Origin of the sequence: uncultured Serinicoccus sp., from assembly GCF_947487915.1 — a bacterium.
Taxonomy (GTDB): Bacteria; Actinomycetota; Actinomycetes; order Actinomycetales; family Dermatophilaceae; genus Ornithinicoccus.
On record NZ_CANKYH010000003.1, the window covers coordinates 28,447 to 45,512 of the forward strand.

15 protein-coding genes and 1 tRNA gene are annotated in these 17,066 nt (G+C 73.1%); 4 read left to right on the forward strand and 12 right to left on the reverse strand.

From position 1 onward, the window contains the following. Positions 1-48 precede the first annotated feature (48 nt). Entirely contained in the window at positions 49-630 is a 582-nt protein-coding gene (gene dcd / locus Q0795_RS03840; protein WP_298886709.1) for a dCTP deaminase, read from the reverse strand. 81 nt (positions 631-711) lie between these two features. On the opposite strand from dcd, the gene Q0795_RS03845 reads away from it, so the two are divergent. Then, positions 712-785: transfer RNA gene (locus tag Q0795_RS03845), tRNA-Gly, on the forward strand. 10 nt (positions 786-795) lie between these two features. Here the strand turns inward: Q0795_RS03845 and cutA are convergent. Together cutA and Q0795_RS03855 are read right to left on the reverse strand one after the other, a co-directional pair. Next, positions 796-1,158 carry a divalent-cation tolerance protein CutA gene (cutA, locus tag Q0795_RS03850; protein ID WP_298886712.1) on the reverse strand — a complete coding sequence of 121 codons (363 nt, stop codon included), beginning with the start codon at positions 1,156-1,158 and terminating at the stop codon, positions 796-798. Between the two features lie 24 nt (positions 1,159-1,182). Further along, the gene (locus Q0795_RS03855; RefSeq protein WP_298886714.1) at positions 1,183-2,505 is read right to left on the reverse strand and encodes an aminotransferase class III-fold pyridoxal phosphate-dependent enzyme; all 1,323 of its coding nucleotides are present in this window, start codon (positions 2,503-2,505) and stop codon (positions 1,183-1,185) included. Between the two features lie 63 nt (positions 2,506-2,568). On the opposite strand from Q0795_RS03855, the gene Q0795_RS03860 reads away from it, so the two are divergent. Then, entirely contained in the window at positions 2,569-4,200 is a 1,632-nt protein-coding gene (locus tag Q0795_RS03860; RefSeq protein ID WP_298886716.1) for an AMP-binding protein, read from the forward strand. 97 nt (positions 4,201-4,297) lie between these two features. Further along, the gene (locus Q0795_RS03865; protein ID WP_298886719.1) at positions 4,298-5,068 is read left to right on the forward strand and encodes an SDR family NAD(P)-dependent oxidoreductase; all 771 of its coding nucleotides are present in this window, start codon (positions 4,298-4,300) and stop codon (positions 5,066-5,068) included. A 49-nt stretch (positions 5,069-5,117) separates the two neighbouring features. Here the strand turns inward: Q0795_RS03865 and purU are convergent, their stop codons facing one another. The 9 genes from purU to Q0795_RS03910 form a co-directional block, all read right to left on the reverse strand. Beyond that, positions 5,118-6,002 (reverse strand): formyltetrahydrofolate deformylase, encoded by an 885-nt coding sequence (gene purU, locus Q0795_RS03870; RefSeq protein WP_298886721.1) that lies wholly within the window; start codon positions 6,000-6,002, stop codon positions 5,118-5,120. A 43-nt stretch (positions 6,003-6,045) separates the two neighbouring features. After that, the gene (locus Q0795_RS03875) at positions 6,046-7,152 is read right to left on the reverse strand and encodes a P1 family peptidase (protein WP_298886723.1); all 1,107 of its coding nucleotides are present in this window, start codon (positions 7,150-7,152) and stop codon (positions 6,046-6,048) included. A 12-nt stretch (positions 7,153-7,164) separates the two neighbouring features. Next, entirely contained in the window at positions 7,165-8,568 is a 1,404-nt protein-coding gene (gene pntB, locus Q0795_RS03880) for a Re/Si-specific NAD(P)(+) transhydrogenase subunit beta (protein WP_298886725.1), read from the reverse strand. Next, entirely contained in the window at positions 8,565-10,112 is a 1,548-nt protein-coding gene (locus Q0795_RS03885) for a Re/Si-specific NAD(P)(+) transhydrogenase subunit alpha (RefSeq protein ID WP_298886726.1), read from the reverse strand. Before Q0795_RS03885 ends, pntB begins: the two co-directional genes overlap by 4 nt. 184 nt (positions 10,113-10,296) lie before the next feature. Continuing rightward, positions 10,297-11,142, reverse strand: coding sequence for an ATP-binding cassette domain-containing protein (locus Q0795_RS03890; protein ID WP_298886729.1), 846 nt, complete (start codon positions 11,140-11,142; stop codon positions 10,297-10,299). A 196-nt stretch (positions 11,143-11,338) separates the two neighbouring features. Further along, entirely contained in the window at positions 11,339-12,382 is a 1,044-nt protein-coding gene (locus tag Q0795_RS03895; protein ID WP_298886735.1) for an ABC transporter ATP-binding protein, read from the reverse strand. Next, complete coding sequence (locus Q0795_RS03900; protein WP_298886738.1) at positions 12,379-13,266, reverse strand: ABC transporter permease; 888 nt, start codon at positions 13,264-13,266, stop codon at positions 12,379-12,381. The genes Q0795_RS03895 and Q0795_RS03900 overlap by 4 nt, the downstream gene beginning before the upstream one ends. Next, positions 13,263-14,213 (reverse strand): ABC transporter permease, encoded by a 951-nt coding sequence (locus tag Q0795_RS03905; protein WP_298886741.1) that lies wholly within the window; start codon positions 14,211-14,213, stop codon positions 13,263-13,265. Before Q0795_RS03905 ends, Q0795_RS03900 begins: the two co-directional genes overlap by 4 nt. Before the next feature lie 145 nt (positions 14,214-14,358). Beyond that, complete coding sequence (locus tag Q0795_RS03910; protein ID WP_298886744.1) at positions 14,359-15,957, reverse strand: ABC transporter substrate-binding protein; 1,599 nt, start codon at positions 15,955-15,957, stop codon at positions 14,359-14,361. Between the two features lie 61 nt (positions 15,958-16,018). Between Q0795_RS03910 and Q0795_RS03915 the strand changes: the two genes are divergently transcribed. Beyond that, on the forward strand, positions 16,019-17,065 hold the full coding sequence (locus Q0795_RS03915; RefSeq protein ID WP_298886747.1) for a glycerate kinase: 1,047 nt from the start codon (positions 16,019-16,021) through the stop codon (positions 17,063-17,065). Position 17,066 lies beyond the last annotated feature (1 nt).

The window sequence follows — 17,066 nt, forward strand, 5'->3', positions numbered from 1 at the left end:
GCGCGGGGGGCCCGCGTCACGGCATCGCGCGGTATGCCGCCGCGCGCCTCAGCGGGTGACGTCGCTGCGGGAGAAGTTCGACCAGGACCGGCTGGCGGTGGGCCCGCGCTGACCCTGGTAGTGGCTGCCCTTCTGCGAGCTGCCGTAGGGGTGCTGCGAGGCCGAGCTGAGCCGGAAGAAGCAGAGCTGCCCGATCTTCATCCCCGGGTGCAGCACGATGGGCAGGGTCGCCACGTTGGACAGCTCCAGGGTCACGTGTCCGGTGAAGCCCGGGTCGACGAAGCCCGCCGTCGCGTGCGTGAGCAGGCCCAGCCGCCCCAGCGAGGACTTGCCCTCGACGCGCGCTGCGATGTCGTCCGGCAGGCTGACCTGCTCGTAGGTGGACCCGAGCACGAACTCACCCGGGTGCAGCACGAAGCTCTCCCCCGGCTCGACCTCGACGAGACGGGTCAGGTCCGGCTGCTCCTGCGCCGGGTCGATGACGGGGTACTTGTGGTTGTCGAAGAGCCGGAAGTAGCGGTCCAGCCGGATGTCGACGCTGGAGGGCTGGACCATCGTCGGGTCCCACGGGTCCAGCCGGACCCGCCCGGAGTCGATCGAGGCGAGGATGTCGCGGTCGGAGAGCAGCACGACGACACCCTAGCCGGGGGGTGACTTTGGCCGTGGACACCCGGGGTGGTTATCATGACTGTTGCCTCGATCCGAGGCCGCGCGGGCGTAGTTCAATGGTAGAACATCAGCTTCCCAAGCTGAATACGCGAGTTCGATTCTCGTCGCCCGCTCCACGCACCGGACTCAGAAGCCCGGCCCCCGGGGCTGCTCGGTCCCAGAGCCCCGCAGGTGGTGGGTCACCCATCCGGCATAGCTCTCCAGGACCTCCACGACGGGTACCGCCATGATCTCGGGCACCTCGTAGGGGTGCAGCGAACGCACGATCTCGCAGAGCCGGCCGAAGGCCTCCCGTGACGTCTTGGCCAGCAGCAACCACTCGGTGCTCTCGTGCACCTCCCCGCTCCAGCTGTAGATCGAGGTCATCGGCCCCAGCACCTGCACGCAGGCAGCGGCCCGCCGGGCGACGAGCTCCTCACCGATGTGCCGGGCGGACTCCATCGAGGGCACGCTGACGCGGACCTCCACGAGACGGGAAGGGTCGCTCATATCGCCTGCTTCCTGCTTGAGCGGTCACGGCGTCACGCCCGCCAGTACGTCGGCGAGGATCGCCACGCCACGGGAGGCGTCCTCGTCGGTGATCACGCACGGCGGCACCAGGTGCACGCGGTTGGCCACGATGAGGGGCCACATCCCCCGCTCCAGACAACCGGCTTGCACCGCTTTCATCATGTCAGCAGAGGCCGGTTCGCGCGAGGCGTGGTCGGCGACGAGCTCGACGACCCAGAACACGCCGAGCCCGCGCACATCGCCCACCAGCGGGGTCGTGCCCAGGAGCGCCGTCGCCGCCGGCCCAAGGCTGCGCTCCCCCACCTGCGCAGCGTGCTCGACGATCCCCTCCTCGCGCATGATCGTGATCGCGGCGACGGCCGAGGCGGTGGCGAGGGCATGACCGGAGTAGGTCAGCCCGCCCGGGAAGGGGCGCTCGTCGAAGGTCGCCGCGACCCGGTCGTCGATGACCACCCCGCCGAGCGGGACATACCCGGAGTTGACCCCCTTGGCGAAGGTGATGAGGTCGGGCCGCACCCCGAAGTGGTCGAGGGCGAACCAGGCCCCGGTCCGTCCGAAGCCGGCCATCACCTCGTCGAGGATGAGCAGGATGCCGAACTCGTCGCACAGCGCCCGCACCCCGGGCAGGTAGCCCGGCGGCGGCACGAGGATGCCGTTCGACCCGACCACCGTCTCGAGGATGATCGCGGCGACCTGGCCCGGCCCCTCGGCCTCGAGGGTATGCCGCAGGTGCAGCAGGGCGCGCTCGCTCTCCTCCTCCTGCGTCGTGGCGTGGAACTCGCTGCGGAAGAGGTGCGGGCCCCAGAAGTGCACGACGCCCGGGATGCCGGGCTCGCCACCCCATCGCCGGGCCTCGCCGGTCAGGGTGATCGCCCCGGCCGTGCCCCCGTGGTAGCTGCGGTAGGACGCCAGGATCTTGTGCCTGCCGGTGTGCGCCCGGGCCATGCGCAGCGCGTTCTCGTTGGCCTCGGCCCCGCCGTTCGTGAAGAAGACCTTGCTCATGCCCTCCGGCGCCAGCCCCGAGATGAGGGCCGCGGCCTCGGCACGGCTCTCCTCCGCGAACGCCGGAGCGACCGTGGTCAGCCGCCCGGCCGCCTCCGCGATGGCGGCCGACAGGCGCGGGTGCTGGTAGCCGATGTTGACGTTGACCAGCTGGGAGGAGAAGTCCAGGAAGCGCCGGCCCTGGTGGTCCCAGAAGTAGGCGCCCTCGCCCCCGGCCAGCGGCACCGGGTCGATGGCCCGCTGGGCCGACCAGGAGGTCATGACGTGAGCCCGGGAGAGCTCCCGGATCCGGGCGTCGCGGGCGAGGTCGGGAGGGGTCGTCATGGGAGCGACTCTAGGCCAGCCCTACCCCTGGTGCCCGTCCCGCACGCACGGCAGGATGGGGGGATGGCACAGGCGCTGGCGCACACCACCGGGGTCGGCGAACCGCCGCTGCTCGAACAGACCATCGGGGACAACCTCGACGAGACCGCCCACCGGCACCCCGACCGGGAGGCGCTGGTCGAGGTCTCCACGGGGCGCCGCTGGACGTATGCCGAGCTCGTCCTCGACGTCAACCTCATCGCCCGTGCCCTGGTCGCCTCCGGGGTGCGCACCGGCGACCGGGTGGGCATCTGGGCACCGAACTGCGCCGAGTGGACCCTGGTGCAGCTGGCGACCGCCAAGGTCGGGGCCATCCTGGTCACCATCAACCCGGCCTACAGCGAGCGCGAGCTGGCCTACGTGCTGCGCCAGTCGGGGACCCGTACGGTCGTCGTCGCGCAGGAGTTCCGGGGCCGCGCCTACCCCGAGATGGTCGAGCACGTCCAGGACGAGTGCCCCGACCTGGCCCAGGTGCTGGTCATCGGTGACGAGGGGTGGGACGAGGTGCTCGCCGGGGCGCACCAGGTCAGCCCCGGACGCCTCGCCGAGCTGCAGGCGACGCTCACCCCGGACCAGCCGATCAACATCCAGTACACCTCCGGCACCACCGGCTTCCCCAAGGGCGCGACGCTCTCCCACCGCAACATCCTCAACAACGGCTACCTCGTCGGGGAGGGATGCCGCTACACCGAGGGTGACGTCATCTGCATACCCGTGCCCTTCTACCACTGCTTCGGCATGGTCATGGGCACGCTCGCGGCGACCACGCACGGTGCCTGCGCGGTCATCCCGGGGCCGGGGTTCGACCCCGGCGCGACCCTGCGGGCGGTGCGGGACGAGCAGTGCACCTCGCTCTACGGCGTGCCGACGATGTTCATCGCCATGCTGGAGCTCCTGGACGCCGACGACGAGCTCACGACCGCGGACCTGTCCTCGGTCCGCACCGGGATCATGGCCGGGTCGCCGTGCCCGGCGTCGGTCATGAGCGCGCTCATCGAGGCGGGCGTCGAAGAGATGACCATCTGCTACGGGATGACCGAGACCTCGCCGGTGTCCACGCAGACGGCTCCGGACGACCCCTTCGACAAGAAGGTCGGCACCGTCGGCCGGGTGGGGCCGCACCTCGAGATCCAGATCGTCGACCCCACGACGCGCGAGGTGCTGCCCCGGGGTGTGGCCGGGGAGTTCTGCACGAAGGGCTACTCGGTGATGCTCGGCTACTGGGAGGACCCGGAGCGGACCGCCGAGGTGCTCCGGGACGGGTGGATGGCGACCGGTGACCTCGGGGTGATGGACGACGAGGGGTATGTCGAGATCACCGGCCGCATCAAGGACCTGGTCATCCGGGGCGGGGAGAACATCTCTCCCCGGGAGGTCGAGGAGGTCCTCTACGCCCACCCGGACGTGCTCGACGCCCAGGTCGTGGGGGTGCCCGACGAGCGCTACGGCGAGGAGCTCATGGCCTTCCTGCGGCTGCGGGAGGGAGCCGCACCGCTCACCGTCGAGGCCGTCCGGGAGTTCTGCTCCGGCTCGCTCGCCCGCTACAAGATCCCGCGCCACGTGCAGGTCGTCGAGGAGTTCCCCATGACGGTCACCGGCAAGGTGCGCAAGGTCGAGCTGCGCGAGCGCGGGGCGGAGCTGCTGCGGGAGCCCTGACCTCTCCCCCCCCCAGCCCCCCAACCCCACCGAGCGCCGCACATGGTTGCCCTCAGCCCCACCGAGCGCCGCACATGGTTGCTGGCAGGATCGGGTCATGAGCCTGGACTACGCACAGATGTTCCGCCTGGACGGCCGGCACGCCGCGGTCGTCGGGTGCGGCGGGATCGGCGCCGAGATCGTCGCCGGCCTGGCCGCCCAGGGGGCGCGGGTGAGCTGCCTCGACCGGGACAGAGGTGTCGCGCAGGCGGCGCTGGAGCGCGCGCCGGGAGGAACGGCATACCCCGTCGACGTGCTGGACACCAGCGCCCTCGTGAGCTGCGCCGCGCAGTTAGGCGACGTCGACGTGCTGGTGCTCACCGCCGCGATGAACGTCCGCAAGCGGCTGCTGGACTACACGGCCGAGGAGTTCGCCCGCGTCGTGGACCTCAACCTGCGGGGGACCTTTGACGCGGTGCGCGCCTTCGCGCCGGGCATGGTCGAGCGCGGGCGCGGGTCCATCGTCGCGCTGACCTCGATCCGCGCGGTCACCGTCGAACCGGGGCAGGGGGTGTATGCCGCGACCAAGGCCGGTGTGACGCAGCTGGTGCGCACGTGGGCGGCTGAGCTGGGGCCGGCCGGGGTGCGCATCAACGCGGTCGCGCCGGGGGTGGTGGCGACGCCACTGACGCAGCAGATCCGCGACGACGCGGACTGGGACCGGGCGTATGCCGAGAAGTCGGCCCTGGGTCGCTGGGCGCGGCCCGAGGAGATGGTCGGGGCCGTGGCGTGGCTGGCCTCGGACGCGGCGAGCTTCGTCACCGGCAGCCAGGTGATGGTCGACGGCGGCTGGACCGCGATCGACGGGCGGTTCACCCCGCCCGGGTGAGCAACGACATACCCGCGGGTGGCATGGGGGTGCCGGCAGCCCCTTCGGGTCAGGAGAAGACGATGGTGCGGCCCGAGCGCAGGACGACACGGTGCTCGGCGTGCCAGCGGATGGCCCGCGAGAAGGCGGTCGCCTCGACCTCCTGCCCCTGCTGGGCGAGCTGGGCCGGGGTCAGCCGGTGGTCCACCCGCCGGAAGTCCTGCTCGATGATCGGGCCCTCGTCCAGGTCGGCCGTGACGTAGTGCGCGGTCGCGCCGATGACCTTGACCCCGCGGTCGTGCGCCTGGGTGTAGGGCTTGGCACCCTTGAAGCTGGGCAGCAGCGAGTGGTGGATGTTGATGATGCGACCCGAGTAGTCCGCGCACATCGCGGGTGAGAGCACCTGCATGTAGCGCGCGAGGGCGATCGTGTCGACGTCGTGGCTCTCCACGAGCTCGCGGAGGCTGGCCTCGGCGTCAGCCTTGGTCTCGGGCGTGACGGGCAGGTGGTGGAACGGGATGTCGTGCCACTCCGCGAGGGCACGGAAGTCTTCGTGGTTGGACACGATGGCCGGGATGGTGACCGGCAGCTGCCCGGTGCGCGTGCGGAAGAGCAGGTCGTTGAGGCAGTGCCCCATCTTGCTGACCATGACCAGCAGGCGGTGGGGCTGGGCGCGGTCGTGCGCCTGCCACTGCCCGCCGAGCCCGTCGGCCACCTCGGACAGGCCCGCACGGAGGGTGTCGATGTCGACCGGCGAGCCCTCGCGGGTCGCCTCCATCCGCAGGTGGAACTCCCCCGTGCTCGGGTCGGCGAACTGCTGGCTCTCGGTGATGGTCAGGTCGTGCTCGAGCATCGCCCCCGACACCGCGTGCACCACGCCCCGACGGTCGGGGCAGGACAGGGTGAGGACGATGTCGCGGCCGGTCTCGGCCGGCGCAGAGGTATGCAGTGCCACGCCGGGCGAGTCTACGTCGTGTCAGCGTGTGTCCGGTCCGGTCCTACCGCGCGTCCGGTGCGGTCGGGGGGCGGGCGGCGGAGGGGAAGGCGTCGAGGTAGCTGCGCCACGTGCCGGCCGGGGTGGTGACGGTCTGCGCCGCGAGCACGGCCCGGACCATGGCCCGGGTCACGACCTCCCCCGAGGTGTGCAGCATCGCGTGGACGCCCGCCTGGTCCGGGGCGTCCCGGGCGCAGGTCGCGAGGCCGAAGAGGCTGTCGCCGTCGAACATCGTGTGGATCGGGTTGACCGCGCGGGCCATGCCGTCGTGCCCGCTGGTCGCGAGCCGGGCGCACTGCGCCGGGTCGAGCGCGGCGTCGGTCGCCACCACGCCGATGGTGGTGGCCAGCGACCGCGGCACCGAGCTGGTGGCGTTGGCCTCCTCCGCGGCCGAGCGCGCCGCCCGCAGCTCCTCGGGTCGGGGTCGCTGCGGCCACCGGCCTTCGGGCCAGTGACCCAGGCCGGTGAGGTCCTCGGCCACCAGGTGCCGGGCACCCCACAGCTCACCGGTGGCCAGGTCGACCGCGGAGCCCACGGCGTTGACGACCACGAGGGCGGCGACCGTGGTGCCGTCCGGCAGCACACCGCTCGCGGTGCCCACCCCGCCCCGCAGCCCACCGACCTGGGCGCCCGTGCCCGCGCCGACGCTCCCCTGCAGCGCCGGCTCGGCCCCGCCGCCGTCCGCCGCGGCGAGCGCGGCGACCCCGAACCCGGCGTCCGGGAAGGCCCCGAAGTCGCCGCCCCGCCCCAGGTCGAAGCACACGGCGGCCGGCACGATCGGCACCACGTCGCCCGGTCCGCCCATGGGGAAGCCCCGGCCCTGGACGTAGAGCTCGCGCATGACCCCGTCGGCGGCGGCCAGGCCGAACGCCGACCCTCCCGAGAGCACGAGGGCGTGCACCCGCTCCACGAGGTTGCGCGGGTCGAGCAGGTCGGTCTCCCGGGTGCCGGGCGCGCCACCGCGGACGTCGGCCCCGGCGACGGCACCCTCGGCGGGGCAGCGAACCACCGTGGTGCCGCTGAGCCACCCGTCGCCGACCCGCTGGTGGTGACCGACCCCGAGACCGGCCACGTCGAGCAGGGAGTTCGTCGGGCCGGCGGTGGGCTGCATGCGCCTACCCTGTCACGGGCTCAGCGCGGCCAGGATCTCCTCGACCTTGGCCTTGGCGTCGCCGAAGATCATCTGGGTGTTGTCCCGGAAGAACAACGGGTTCTGGACCCCGGCGTAGCCGGTCGCCATCGAGCGCTTGAACACCACGACATCCCGCGCCTCCCACACCTGCAGCACGGGCATGCCGGCGATCGGGCTGCCCGGCTGCTCGATGGCGGCCGGGTTGACGGTGTCGTTGGCGCCGATGACGAGCACGACGTCGGTGGAGGCGAGGTCGCCGTTGATCTCGTCCATCCCGAGGACGACGTCGTAGGGCACCCGAGCCTCGGCCAGCAGGACGTTCATGTGGCCCGGCAGCCGCCCCGCCACGGGGTGGATGCCGAAGCGCACGTCCGCACCCAGCTCGCCCAGCCGCTCCACCAGGCGGGCGACTGGGTGCTGGGCGTGCGCGACCGCCATGCCGTAGCCCGGGGTGATGACGACCGACCGTGCCTGCCGCAGCATCTCCGCCACCCCCTCGGCCCCGACCTCACGGTGGGTGCCGACCTCGTCGTCGTCGCCGGTGCCGGGGACCGGGTCGGCCCCGAAACCGCCGGCGATGACCGAGACGAAGGAGCGGTTCATGGCCTGGCACATGATCCAGGACAGGATCGCGCCGGAGCTGCCGACGAGCGCACCGGTGATGATGAGCAGGTCGTTGCCGAGCATGAACCCGGCCGCCGCGGCGGCCCACCCGCTGTAGGAGTTGAGCATCGAGACGACGACCGGCATGTCGCCCCCGCCGATCGAGGCGACGAGATGCGCCCCCAGGGCCAGCGCGAGCAGCGTGAGCACGAGCAGCGGCGGCAGGCTGGGCGCGACGACGAACCACACCGACACCGCCAGGCTGGTCAGCACCACGACGAGGTTGAGCAGGTGGCGGCGCGGCAGCACGAGCGGCGCGCTCCTCATCCGCGCGGACAGCTTGGCCCAGGCGATCAACGAGCCGGTGAAGGTCACCGCGCCGATGAGGACGCCGGCAGCGATCTCGATCCGCTGGCTGACGCCGGCCGCCCCGGTCTGGCCCTCGCCGAGAAAGGTGTTGATGCCGACGATCACGGCCGCGACGCCGACGAAGCTGTGCAGGATCGCGACCAGCTCGGGCATCCCGGTCATGGCCACGCCCCGGGCCCGCCAGATGCCGACGGCCGCCCCCACCGACATGGCCACCGCGATGAGCAGCAGCGTCGTTAGTGCGTCCCGCTCGGCCGTGCTGACCGCCAGGACGACGGTCGCGACCAGCGCGAGGGCCATCCCGGTGATACCGAGCAGGTTGCCCCGGCGGGCGGACTCGTGCCGCGACAGCCCGGCGAGCGCTCCGAGGAAGAGCAGCGCGGCGACGAGGTAGGCGGCGTCGACCGCCGAGGTCAGCGTCACGACTCCGCCCTCCGGAACATCCCGAGCATGCGGTGGGTCACCGTGAAGCCGCCGAAGATGTTGATCGAGGCGACGGTGATGCCGACCAGCGCGAGGGCGGTGACCCAGGTGTTGCTGCTGCCGACCTGCAGGATCGCCCCGACGCAGATGATGCCGCTGATGGCGTTGGTCACGGACATGAGCGGGGTGTGCAGGGCATGCGTGACGTGCGAGATGACGTAGTAGCCCGCGATGACGGCGAGCGCGAACACGGTGAGGTGCATCCGCAGCTCGTCGGGCGCGAAGGCGGCACCCACCGCCGCGAGCACCGCCAGGGTGAGCACGACCGCCCGCCGACGCCGCGGGTCCCGCACGAGGTCGTCCGCGGTATGCCGCGCGGCCGGCGCTGCGGCTGCCTCGCCCCGGTCTGGGGTCGGGGCGGCGCTCACCGCGATCGGCGGTGGTGGCCAGAGCACCTCTCCCGCGTGGGCGACGGTGACGGCCCGGACCACCTGGTCGTCGAGGTCGAGCCCGAGGTGGCCCTCGTCGTCCAGCAGCGTCACGAGGTTGACCATGTTGGTGCCGTAGAGCTGGCTCGCCTGCGCGGGCATCCGTCCGGCCAGGTCGGTCCAGCCGAGGAGCGTCACGCCCCCGTCGGTGACGACCCGCTCGTCGGCGACCGTGCCCTCGACGTTGCCGCCGTTGGCGGCGGCCAGGTCGACGACGACCGAGCCGGGCCGCATGGCCGCGACCGTACCGGCGTCGATGAGCCGCGGGGCCGGCCGGCCGGGGATGAGCGCCGTCGTGATGACGATGTCGGCCGTCATCGCCTCCTGGGCGTAGAGCTCCTGGGTGGCCCGCTCGGCGTCCTCGGTGAGCTCACCGGCATACCCGTCGGAGCGCCCCCCGCCCACCTCGACCTCGAGGCTGACGAAGGTGGCGCCCATCGACTCGACCTGCTCGGCGACCTCGGGGCGCACGTCGAAGGCGCGCACCAGCGCGCCGAGCGACTGCGCGGCGCCGATCGCTGCCAACCCGGCGACCCCGGCCCCGACGACGAAGACCGTCGCCGGCGGCGTGGTGCCGGCGGCGGTGACCTGACCGGCGAGCATCCCGCCGTAGTCGTGCGCGGCCTCGATGACCGCGCGGTAGCCCGCGAGGTTGGCCATGGAGCTCAGGACGTCGAGGCTCTGCGCTCGGGAGATCCGGGGCACGGCGTCCATCGCGAGCCCGGTGACCCCGTGGGCGGCCAGCGCCTCGAGCAGCTCCGGCGCGCGGGCCGGGGCCATGAGCGAGGCGACGGCGCCACCGGGGCGCATCGCGTCCAGCTGCTCGGTCGTGGGGGCGTCCACCTGCAGGACGAGGTCGGCCGCGAGCACCTCCGCGCGGTCGGCGGGCCCGGCCCCGGCCTCGGCGTAGGCCACGTCGGGGCAGCTCGCCCGCTCCCCCGCGCCGCGCTCGACGAGCACCTCGTGACCGCGCTTGCGCAGCGCCGTCACCGTGGCGGGCGTGGCGGCGACGATCGCCTGAGCCTCCCGGGGCTCGCGTGGTATGCCGATCAGCACGCCGCTCCCCCTCTCTGCGTCGAGTGTGGTCCAGCGCTGCTGACACTAGCCGGGGCGTCCGACAGAGGGGCACGGACCCGCCGGACGGGCCCACCCGGGGGTGCGGTCGGCACGGGGCGTCCGTCCTTGCCCTACCGGCCGATGGAGGGTGCAGGCAGCCGACCGCGGTCGGGCCTCCGACCCCTCAGGAGGCCGGGCCCACCCCGCGCGCGAGGTCCTCGGCGCTGCGGCCGGCGAGCGCGGCGCGCAGGTCGGGGATGGCCGCGACGAGCGAGCGGGTGTAGTCGTGCCCCGGCTCGGCGAAGAGCCGCTCGGTCTCCCCGGTCTCGACGACCTCCCCGCTGCTCATGACTGCGACCCGGTCGCAGACGTGCCGCACCACGGACAGGTCGTGGCTGACGAAGACCAGCGTGAGGTCGAGCCCGTCGACGATCTCGTCGACGAGGTTGAGGACCTGCGCCCGCACCGACACGTCCAGCGCGGAGACCGGCTCGTCCATGACGAGGATGTCCGGGTCGGGTGCCAGCGCCCGGGCGACCGAGATCCGCTGCCGCTGCCCCCCGGAGAACTGGTGCGGGTAGCGCCGGGCCGCCTCCGGGTCCAGCCCGACCCGTCCCAGCAGCTCGCCGACCCGGGCCGCGTGGTCGCCGCCGATGCCCTGGGAGACCAGCGGCTCGGCGATGATGTCGTGCACCCGCATGCGGGGGTCCAGGCTGCTCATCGGGTCCTGGAAGACCAGCTGCAGCCTCTGGCGCAGCCAGACCAGGCGCCGGGCCGGCTGGTCGCCGATCGAGCGACCCTCCACGAGCACCTCGCCCGAGGTGGGTCGGTCCAGCCCGCAGATGAGCCGGAGGAGCGTCGACTTCCCCGACCCGGACTCCCCGACGACCCCGAAGCGCTCGCCCCGCCCGACCGACAGCGACACGTCCCGCACGGCCCGCACCACTGGCGGCGCCTCCCGCAGGGACGTGCGGGGGCGCCGGAAGTCACGGCATACCTCCCGCAGCTCGATGGCTGGAGTCTCAGTCACGACAACTCACCCCTCGCGAGGCTCGGTGGGGTGGGAGGCAACCATGTGCGACGCCCGGTGGGGTGGGAGGCAACCATGTGCGACGCCCGGTGCGGAGGGAGGCAACCATGTGCGACGCCCGGTGGGGAGGGAGGCAACCATGTGCGACGCCCGGTGGGAGGGCGGTGCGGGGGGCGGTGCCGGGGGGTCGGCCCGGTCATGCGGCACCCCCCGCGGGGTGGAAGCAGGCGTACCCGGCAGCACGCCCGACCTCACCCGGCGCAGACCCCTGCCCCGGCCCGTCCCCCTCGCGCCGCGGCGTCCACCCCGGGAGCGTCGCGCACTCGTCCGTGGCGTGCGCGCACCGGCTCCGGAAGACGCAGCCGTCCGGGAAGCGGCCGGCCGGCGGCACGGTGCCCTGGATGGTCGGCAGCGCCGCCCGCTGCCGGCGGCCCCGCTCCCCGGCGAGGTCGGAGGCGCCGATGAGGCCCTGGGTATACCGGTGGCGCGGGTCGGCGAAGACCTCGCCGACCGGCCCGGCCTCGACGATGCGCCCGCCGTACATCACCAGCACCCGCTCGCAGACGGTCGCGACGACGGCCAGGTCGTGGGTGATGAAGAGCATCGCCGCGTCGCGCTCCTGCACGCCGCGCACCACGAGGTCGAGCACGGTCGCCTGCACGGTGACGTCGAGGGCGGTCGTGGGCTCGTCGCAGATGAGCAGCGCCGGGTCGTTGGCCAGCGCGATCGCGAGCACCACGCGTTGCCGCTGCCCGCCGGAGAGCTCGTGCGGGTAGGACCGGGCCAGGTGGGCCGGGTCCGGCAGCCCGACCTGGTCGAGGAGCTCGACCGCCCGCGCCCGCGCCCCGGCCGTGTCGCGGGTGCCGTGGATCCGCATGACCTCGGTGACCTGCGCGCCCACCCGCATGGTCGGGTTGAGCGCCGTCATCGGCTCCTGGAAGACCATGGTCACCGCGTCGCCGCGCAGCCGCGCCATCTCCCGCTCGCCCACCTCGAGCAGGTTGCGGGTCGCCGGGGTCCGCCCGGAGAGCCGGACGTCGCCGCGCGCGTGCAGCCCCTCGCCCAGCAGCCCCATGACCGCCAGCGCGGTCAGGGACTTGCCCGACCCGGACTCCCCGATGAGCCCGACGCGCTCGCCGCGGGCGATCGAGAACGTCACGTCGCGCAGCAGCGGGGTATGCCCCGTCCCCACGTCGAGGCCCTCCACCGCCAGCACGGTGCGGTCGCCGGCCCCGCTCACCGGTCCTCCAGCCTGGGGTCCAGCCAGTCGCGCAGCCCGTCGCCGAAGAGGTTGAAGCCGAGCACCGACAGCGCGATGGCGGCCCCGGGGATGAGGGCCAGGTGGGGCGCGGAGCGCAGGGTGGTCTGCGCCTCGTAGAGCATGCGGCCCCAGCTGGCCTGCCCGGTGGGCGTCCCCAGCCCCAGGTAGGCGAGCGCCGCCTCGGCGAGGATCGCGATGGCGAAGGACACCGACGCCTGCACGATGACCAGCCCCGCGACGTTGGGCACGACGTGGCGCACCGCGATCCCCAGCGGCGAGCGGCCCGCGGACCGGGCGGCCACGACATACTCCGTCCGCATCACCCCGAGCGCCCCCGAGCGGGTGATCCGCGCGAACGCCGGGATGGTGGCGATGCCGATGGCGATCATCGCGACCCGCGTCGAGCCGCCGTAGAGCGCGGCGAACATGATCGCGAGCAGCAGCGCCGGGAAGGCCAGCAGCACGTCGTTGGCGCGCATGACCAGCTGCCCCGGCCAGCCCGGCGACATCGCCGCGAGGATCCCCAGCGGCACGCCGACCAGCGCCGCGACACCGACGGCGACGACACCGACGAAGAGGGTCGTGCGCGCGCCGACGAGGATCTGGGTGAGGACGTCGCGCCGCAGCCGGTCGGTCCCGAGCCAGTGCTCGGCGTTCGGCGTCTGGTAGGGCTCGACCGGCAGGACCCGCATGGGCTGGTAGGGCGTCCAGACGTAGGACAGGAGCGCGAGCCCGACCACGACGGCGACGATCGCGCCGCCGACGACCAGCGAGGGGTTGAGGTGGCGCCCGCGGGAGCCGCCCGCCGGCACCTGTCCCGAGTCCGTCACCGCGTCCGCCGCCGCCCCCTGGACCTCGCTCACCGTGACCCCGTCCGCAGCCGCGGGTCGATGAGGAGGTAGAGCGCGTCGACGAGGAAGGTGATGAGCAGCGTCGCGACGACGAGCACCATGACCACCGTCTGCACCGTGAGGATCTCGCGCTGGGCGACCGAGTCGAGCAGCAACGACCCCAGGCCGGGGATGACGAACACCCGCTCGATCACCACGGCACCGACGAGCAGGGTCGCGAGCTGCAGCCCGAGGACCGTGACGACCGGCACGGCCGCGTTGCGCAGCCCGTGCCGCCACAGCGCCTGCACGGGGCGCAGCCCCTTGGCGCGGGCCGTGCGCAGGTAGTCCTCGCGGAGCACGTCGAGGACGGCCGAACGGACATACCTCGCGAGCACCGCGGCCTGCACCCCGGCGAGCGCGATCGAGGGCAGCACGAGCCGCTGCAGGAAGCCGACCGGGTCCTGCGCCGGCACCGCCCAGCCCCCGCTGGGCACCCAGCGCAGCCGCACCGCGAAGACCGAGATGAGGACGATGCCCGCGAGGAAGGCCGGGATCGCGACGCCGACCTGCGAGGCCGCCGACATCACGACGCCGTCGACGTGCCGGTGCCGCACGGCCATCCAGATGCCGACGGGGACCGCGACGAGCACCGCGAGGATCATCGACGTGGTCACGAGGATGAGCGTGACCTGCAGCCGGTCGGCGATCTGGGGGCCGATGGCCGCCTTGGAGATGAACTCGATGCCCGGGTCGAGGGTGAGCATGCCGCGCATCCAGTCGAGGTACTGCACCACCACCGGCCGGTCCAGCCCGAACTGCTCGCGCAGCGCCGCCACCGAGGCGTCCGAGGCGTTGATGCCCAGCGCCACCCGGGCCGGGTCGCCCGGTAGGACCCGCATGAAGGCGAAGACCAGCACCGAGGCCGCGAGCACGCTGAGCACGAAGACCATCGCGCGGTGCAGCAGTCGCAGGACCATGCGAGCACTCTAGGTCGCCCCAGCCGCGACCGAGCGCTCATCCGTCGTCCGGCTCGTCATCTGACAGCCCTCTCGTCATCTGACAGCTCCCTCGAACCGGCTGTCGGTTGACGAACCGGCTGTCGGTTGACGAACCGGCTGGGAGTCACTCCCGGGCGAGGTCGCCCAGGTCGAAGGACTCCTTGATGGCGTTGGTCGGCAGTCCGGTGATGTCCGGGTCGGCGACCATGAGGTTGGGCAGCAGGAAGAGGAAGTCCGCGGCGGCGTCCTCGCTGATGAGCGCGGCCGCCTCCTGGAGCTTCGTGACCTGCTCCTCCTCGGTCCCGGTGTCCGCCTCCTCGAAGAGCGTCTGGACCTGCTCGGTGCCGTAGGTCGTGTAGTAGTCCGGGCTGCCGAAGACGTTGGCCATGTCGCGCGGCTCGACGTGCGCCACGATCGACATGTCGAAGTCCTTGGTGGTGAAGACCGTCTCCAGCCAGGCCGCGGGGAACTCCAGCTCGTCGATGGTCACCTCCAGCCCGACGTCCTCGAGCATGGACTCCACGACGGTGCCGCAGGACACGGCATACGGCAGCGTGGGTATGCGCAGACGCAGCTCGGTGCCCTCCGCGCCGGCCTCGGCGATGAGCTCCTCGGCGCGCGCGGCGTCGAAGGGGAAGTCGCCGGTGCGGTCCTCGTACCACGGGTCGGTCGGCGGGACCATCGAGCCGATGAGCTCGCCGCGGCCGGCCCAGCAGGTGTCCAGGAGCGCCTGGTGGTCGATGGCGTGCCGGACCGCCTCACGCAGCGCCGGGTCGGCGAGCGGGTTGCCCTCCTGCTGGTTCATCGACAGGACGACCTCGCCGTTGGTGGTGCCCTCGACGATCTGGAAGTCTCCGCCCTCGAACTCGGCCAGCGACTCCGGCGCCTGCACGGTCGAGACGACGTCGATGGCGTCGGTGAGCATGGCGTTGTTGAGCGCGTTGGCGTCCTGGAAGTAGCGCATCTCGACGGTCGCGAAGTAGGGCGCCTCGCCGTGGTAGTCCGGGTTGCGCTCCAGGGTGATCTGCGAGCCGCGGTCCCAGGTGCCGAAGGTGTAGGGGCCGGTGCCGACCGCCTCCTCGGCGAGGTTGTCGACGCCCTCGGTGTCGAACATCGCGCCCACCCGGGTGGTGAGCGCGTAGAGGAAGGAGTTGGACGGCCGCGACAGGGTGACCTCGAGCGTGGTGTCGTCCACCGCCTCGGCCGACTCCACCACGTCCAGCTGGGACTTGAGGCTGATCGTCCAGGCGTCGGAGGAGACCCGCTCGAGGGAGAAGGCAGCGTCCTCGGCGGTGAACTCGCTGCCGTCGGAGAAGGTGACCCCCTCCTCCAGGGTGAAGGTGTAGGTCAGCCGGTCCTCGCTGACCTCCCAGTCGGTCGCCAGCGCGGGCACGATCTCGCCGGTCTCGACGTCGACGGTGACCAGCGTCTCGTAGACGTTGTCCAGCAGCAGCTGCGGGATCGCGGCGCCGTCGGTCGTGGTGAAGTCCAGGCTCGCGGGCTCGGCGACCAGCCCCACCCGCACGGTCTCGTCGGAGCCGCCGGAGGCGGTGCCACCGGTCTGCCCCGCGTCGCCGTCGCCACCCTCGTCCGCGCTCCCGGAGCCGTCCTCGGACCCGCCGTCCGGGGAGCCGCTGGTGCCCGCCCCGGCGTTGCAGCCGGCCAGCAGGGCGGTCGCGGCCACGGCGGCGACCAGGGAGCGGGTTGTCGTCGACGTCCTCATGCGCCCCATCATCGGGTATGCGTGCGCGGACGCGCCACCGCGGCTCGTCTAGTCTCGTGCCGTGAGCAACGACGCCAGCCCCGCCCGCCCGGTCGCCCTCGTCGCACCGGACAAGTTCCGGGGGTCGCTGTCCGCGCCGGAGGTCGTGCAGGCCGCCCGGGCCGGGGCGCGGGAGGCGGGGTGGGACGTCATCGGGATGCCGATGGCCGACGGCGGCGAGGGCATGCTCGACGCCTTCGGCGGCGCCAACCGCACCTCCACCGTCACCGGTCCGCTCGGCGCCCCGGTCGAGGCGCGCTGGCGGCTCGGCGACGACGGCCTCGCGCTCATCGAGTCGGCGGCGGCGAGCGGGCTGGTCCTCGCGGGGGGCAAGGAGGGCAACGACCCGATGGGCGCCACCAGCGCCGGCACCGGGGAGCTCATCGCGCAGGCCGTGCTCGCCGGAGCCCGGCGGGTCGTCGTGGGGCTGGGCGGCTCGGCCATGAGCGACGGCGGTCGCGGGGCCGTCGAGGCGGTCCTCGCCGCGCTGGACGGCGACCGCCCGGCCGACCGGGGCGTGGAGCTGCTCGCGGCGTGCGACGTGCAGACGCCCTTCGTCGACGCCGCGCAGGTCTTCGGCCCGCAGAAGGGTGCGGACGCCGGGCAGGTCGTCGAGCTCACCGGTCGGCTCTTCGCCCAGCAGGGGGACTACGTCGAGCGCTTCGGCGTCGACGTGTCGCAGACCGCCGGGGCGGGGGCCGCCGGTGGGCTGGGTGGCGGGGTGCTCGTCCTCGGCGGCGCGCTCGTGCCGGGGCTGCGGCTGGTGGCCGACCAGGTGGGCCTGGAGGAGGCCGTGGGCCGCGCCGACGCGATCGTCACCGGCGAGGGGGCGCTGGACGCCGAGTCGTTCAACGGCAAGGTCGTCGGCGGGGTCGTCGACGCGGCCGAGCCCTACGGCATCCCGGTCGTCGTGGTCGCCGGCGTCGTGCGCGAGGACGCCCCGGCCACCCGGCTGTCCGGGCTGCGGGTCGTCGACCTGTCCGCGACCTACGGCGCCGCCGCCTCCTGGAACGACACGGCCGCCTGCGTCGCACGCGCCGTCGCCGAGCAGCTGCGCGCGCTGCGCTGAC

What these genes read in the sequence shown, in the direction of transcription:
- Q0795_RS03865 (WP_298886719.1), top strand. Translation starts at nt 4,298, where the DNA reads ATGAGCCTGGACTACGCACAGATGTTCCGCCTGGACGGCCGGCACGCC.
- Q0795_RS03905 (WP_298886741.1), bottom strand. Translation starts at nt 14,213, where the DNA reads ATGGTCCTGCGACTGCTGCACCGCGCGATGGTCTTCGTGCTCAGCGTG.
- cutA (WP_298886712.1), bottom strand. Translation starts at nt 1,158, where the DNA reads ATGAGCGACCCTTCCCGTCTCGTGGAGGTCCGCGTCAGCGTGCCCTCG.
- Q0795_RS03875 (WP_298886723.1), bottom strand. Translation starts at nt 7,152, where the DNA reads ATGCAGCCCACCGCCGGCCCGACGAACTCCCTGCTCGACGTGGCCGGT.
- Q0795_RS03855 (WP_298886714.1), bottom strand. Translation starts at nt 2,505, where the DNA reads ATGACGACCCCTCCCGACCTCGCCCGCGACGCCCGGATCCGGGAGCTC.
- Q0795_RS03910 (WP_298886744.1), bottom strand. Translation starts at nt 15,957, where the DNA reads ATGAGGACGTCGACGACAACCCGCTCCCTGGTCGCCGCCGTGGCCGCG.
- Q0795_RS03860 (WP_298886716.1), top strand. Translation starts at nt 2,569, where the DNA reads ATGGCACAGGCGCTGGCGCACACCACCGGGGTCGGCGAACCGCCGCTG.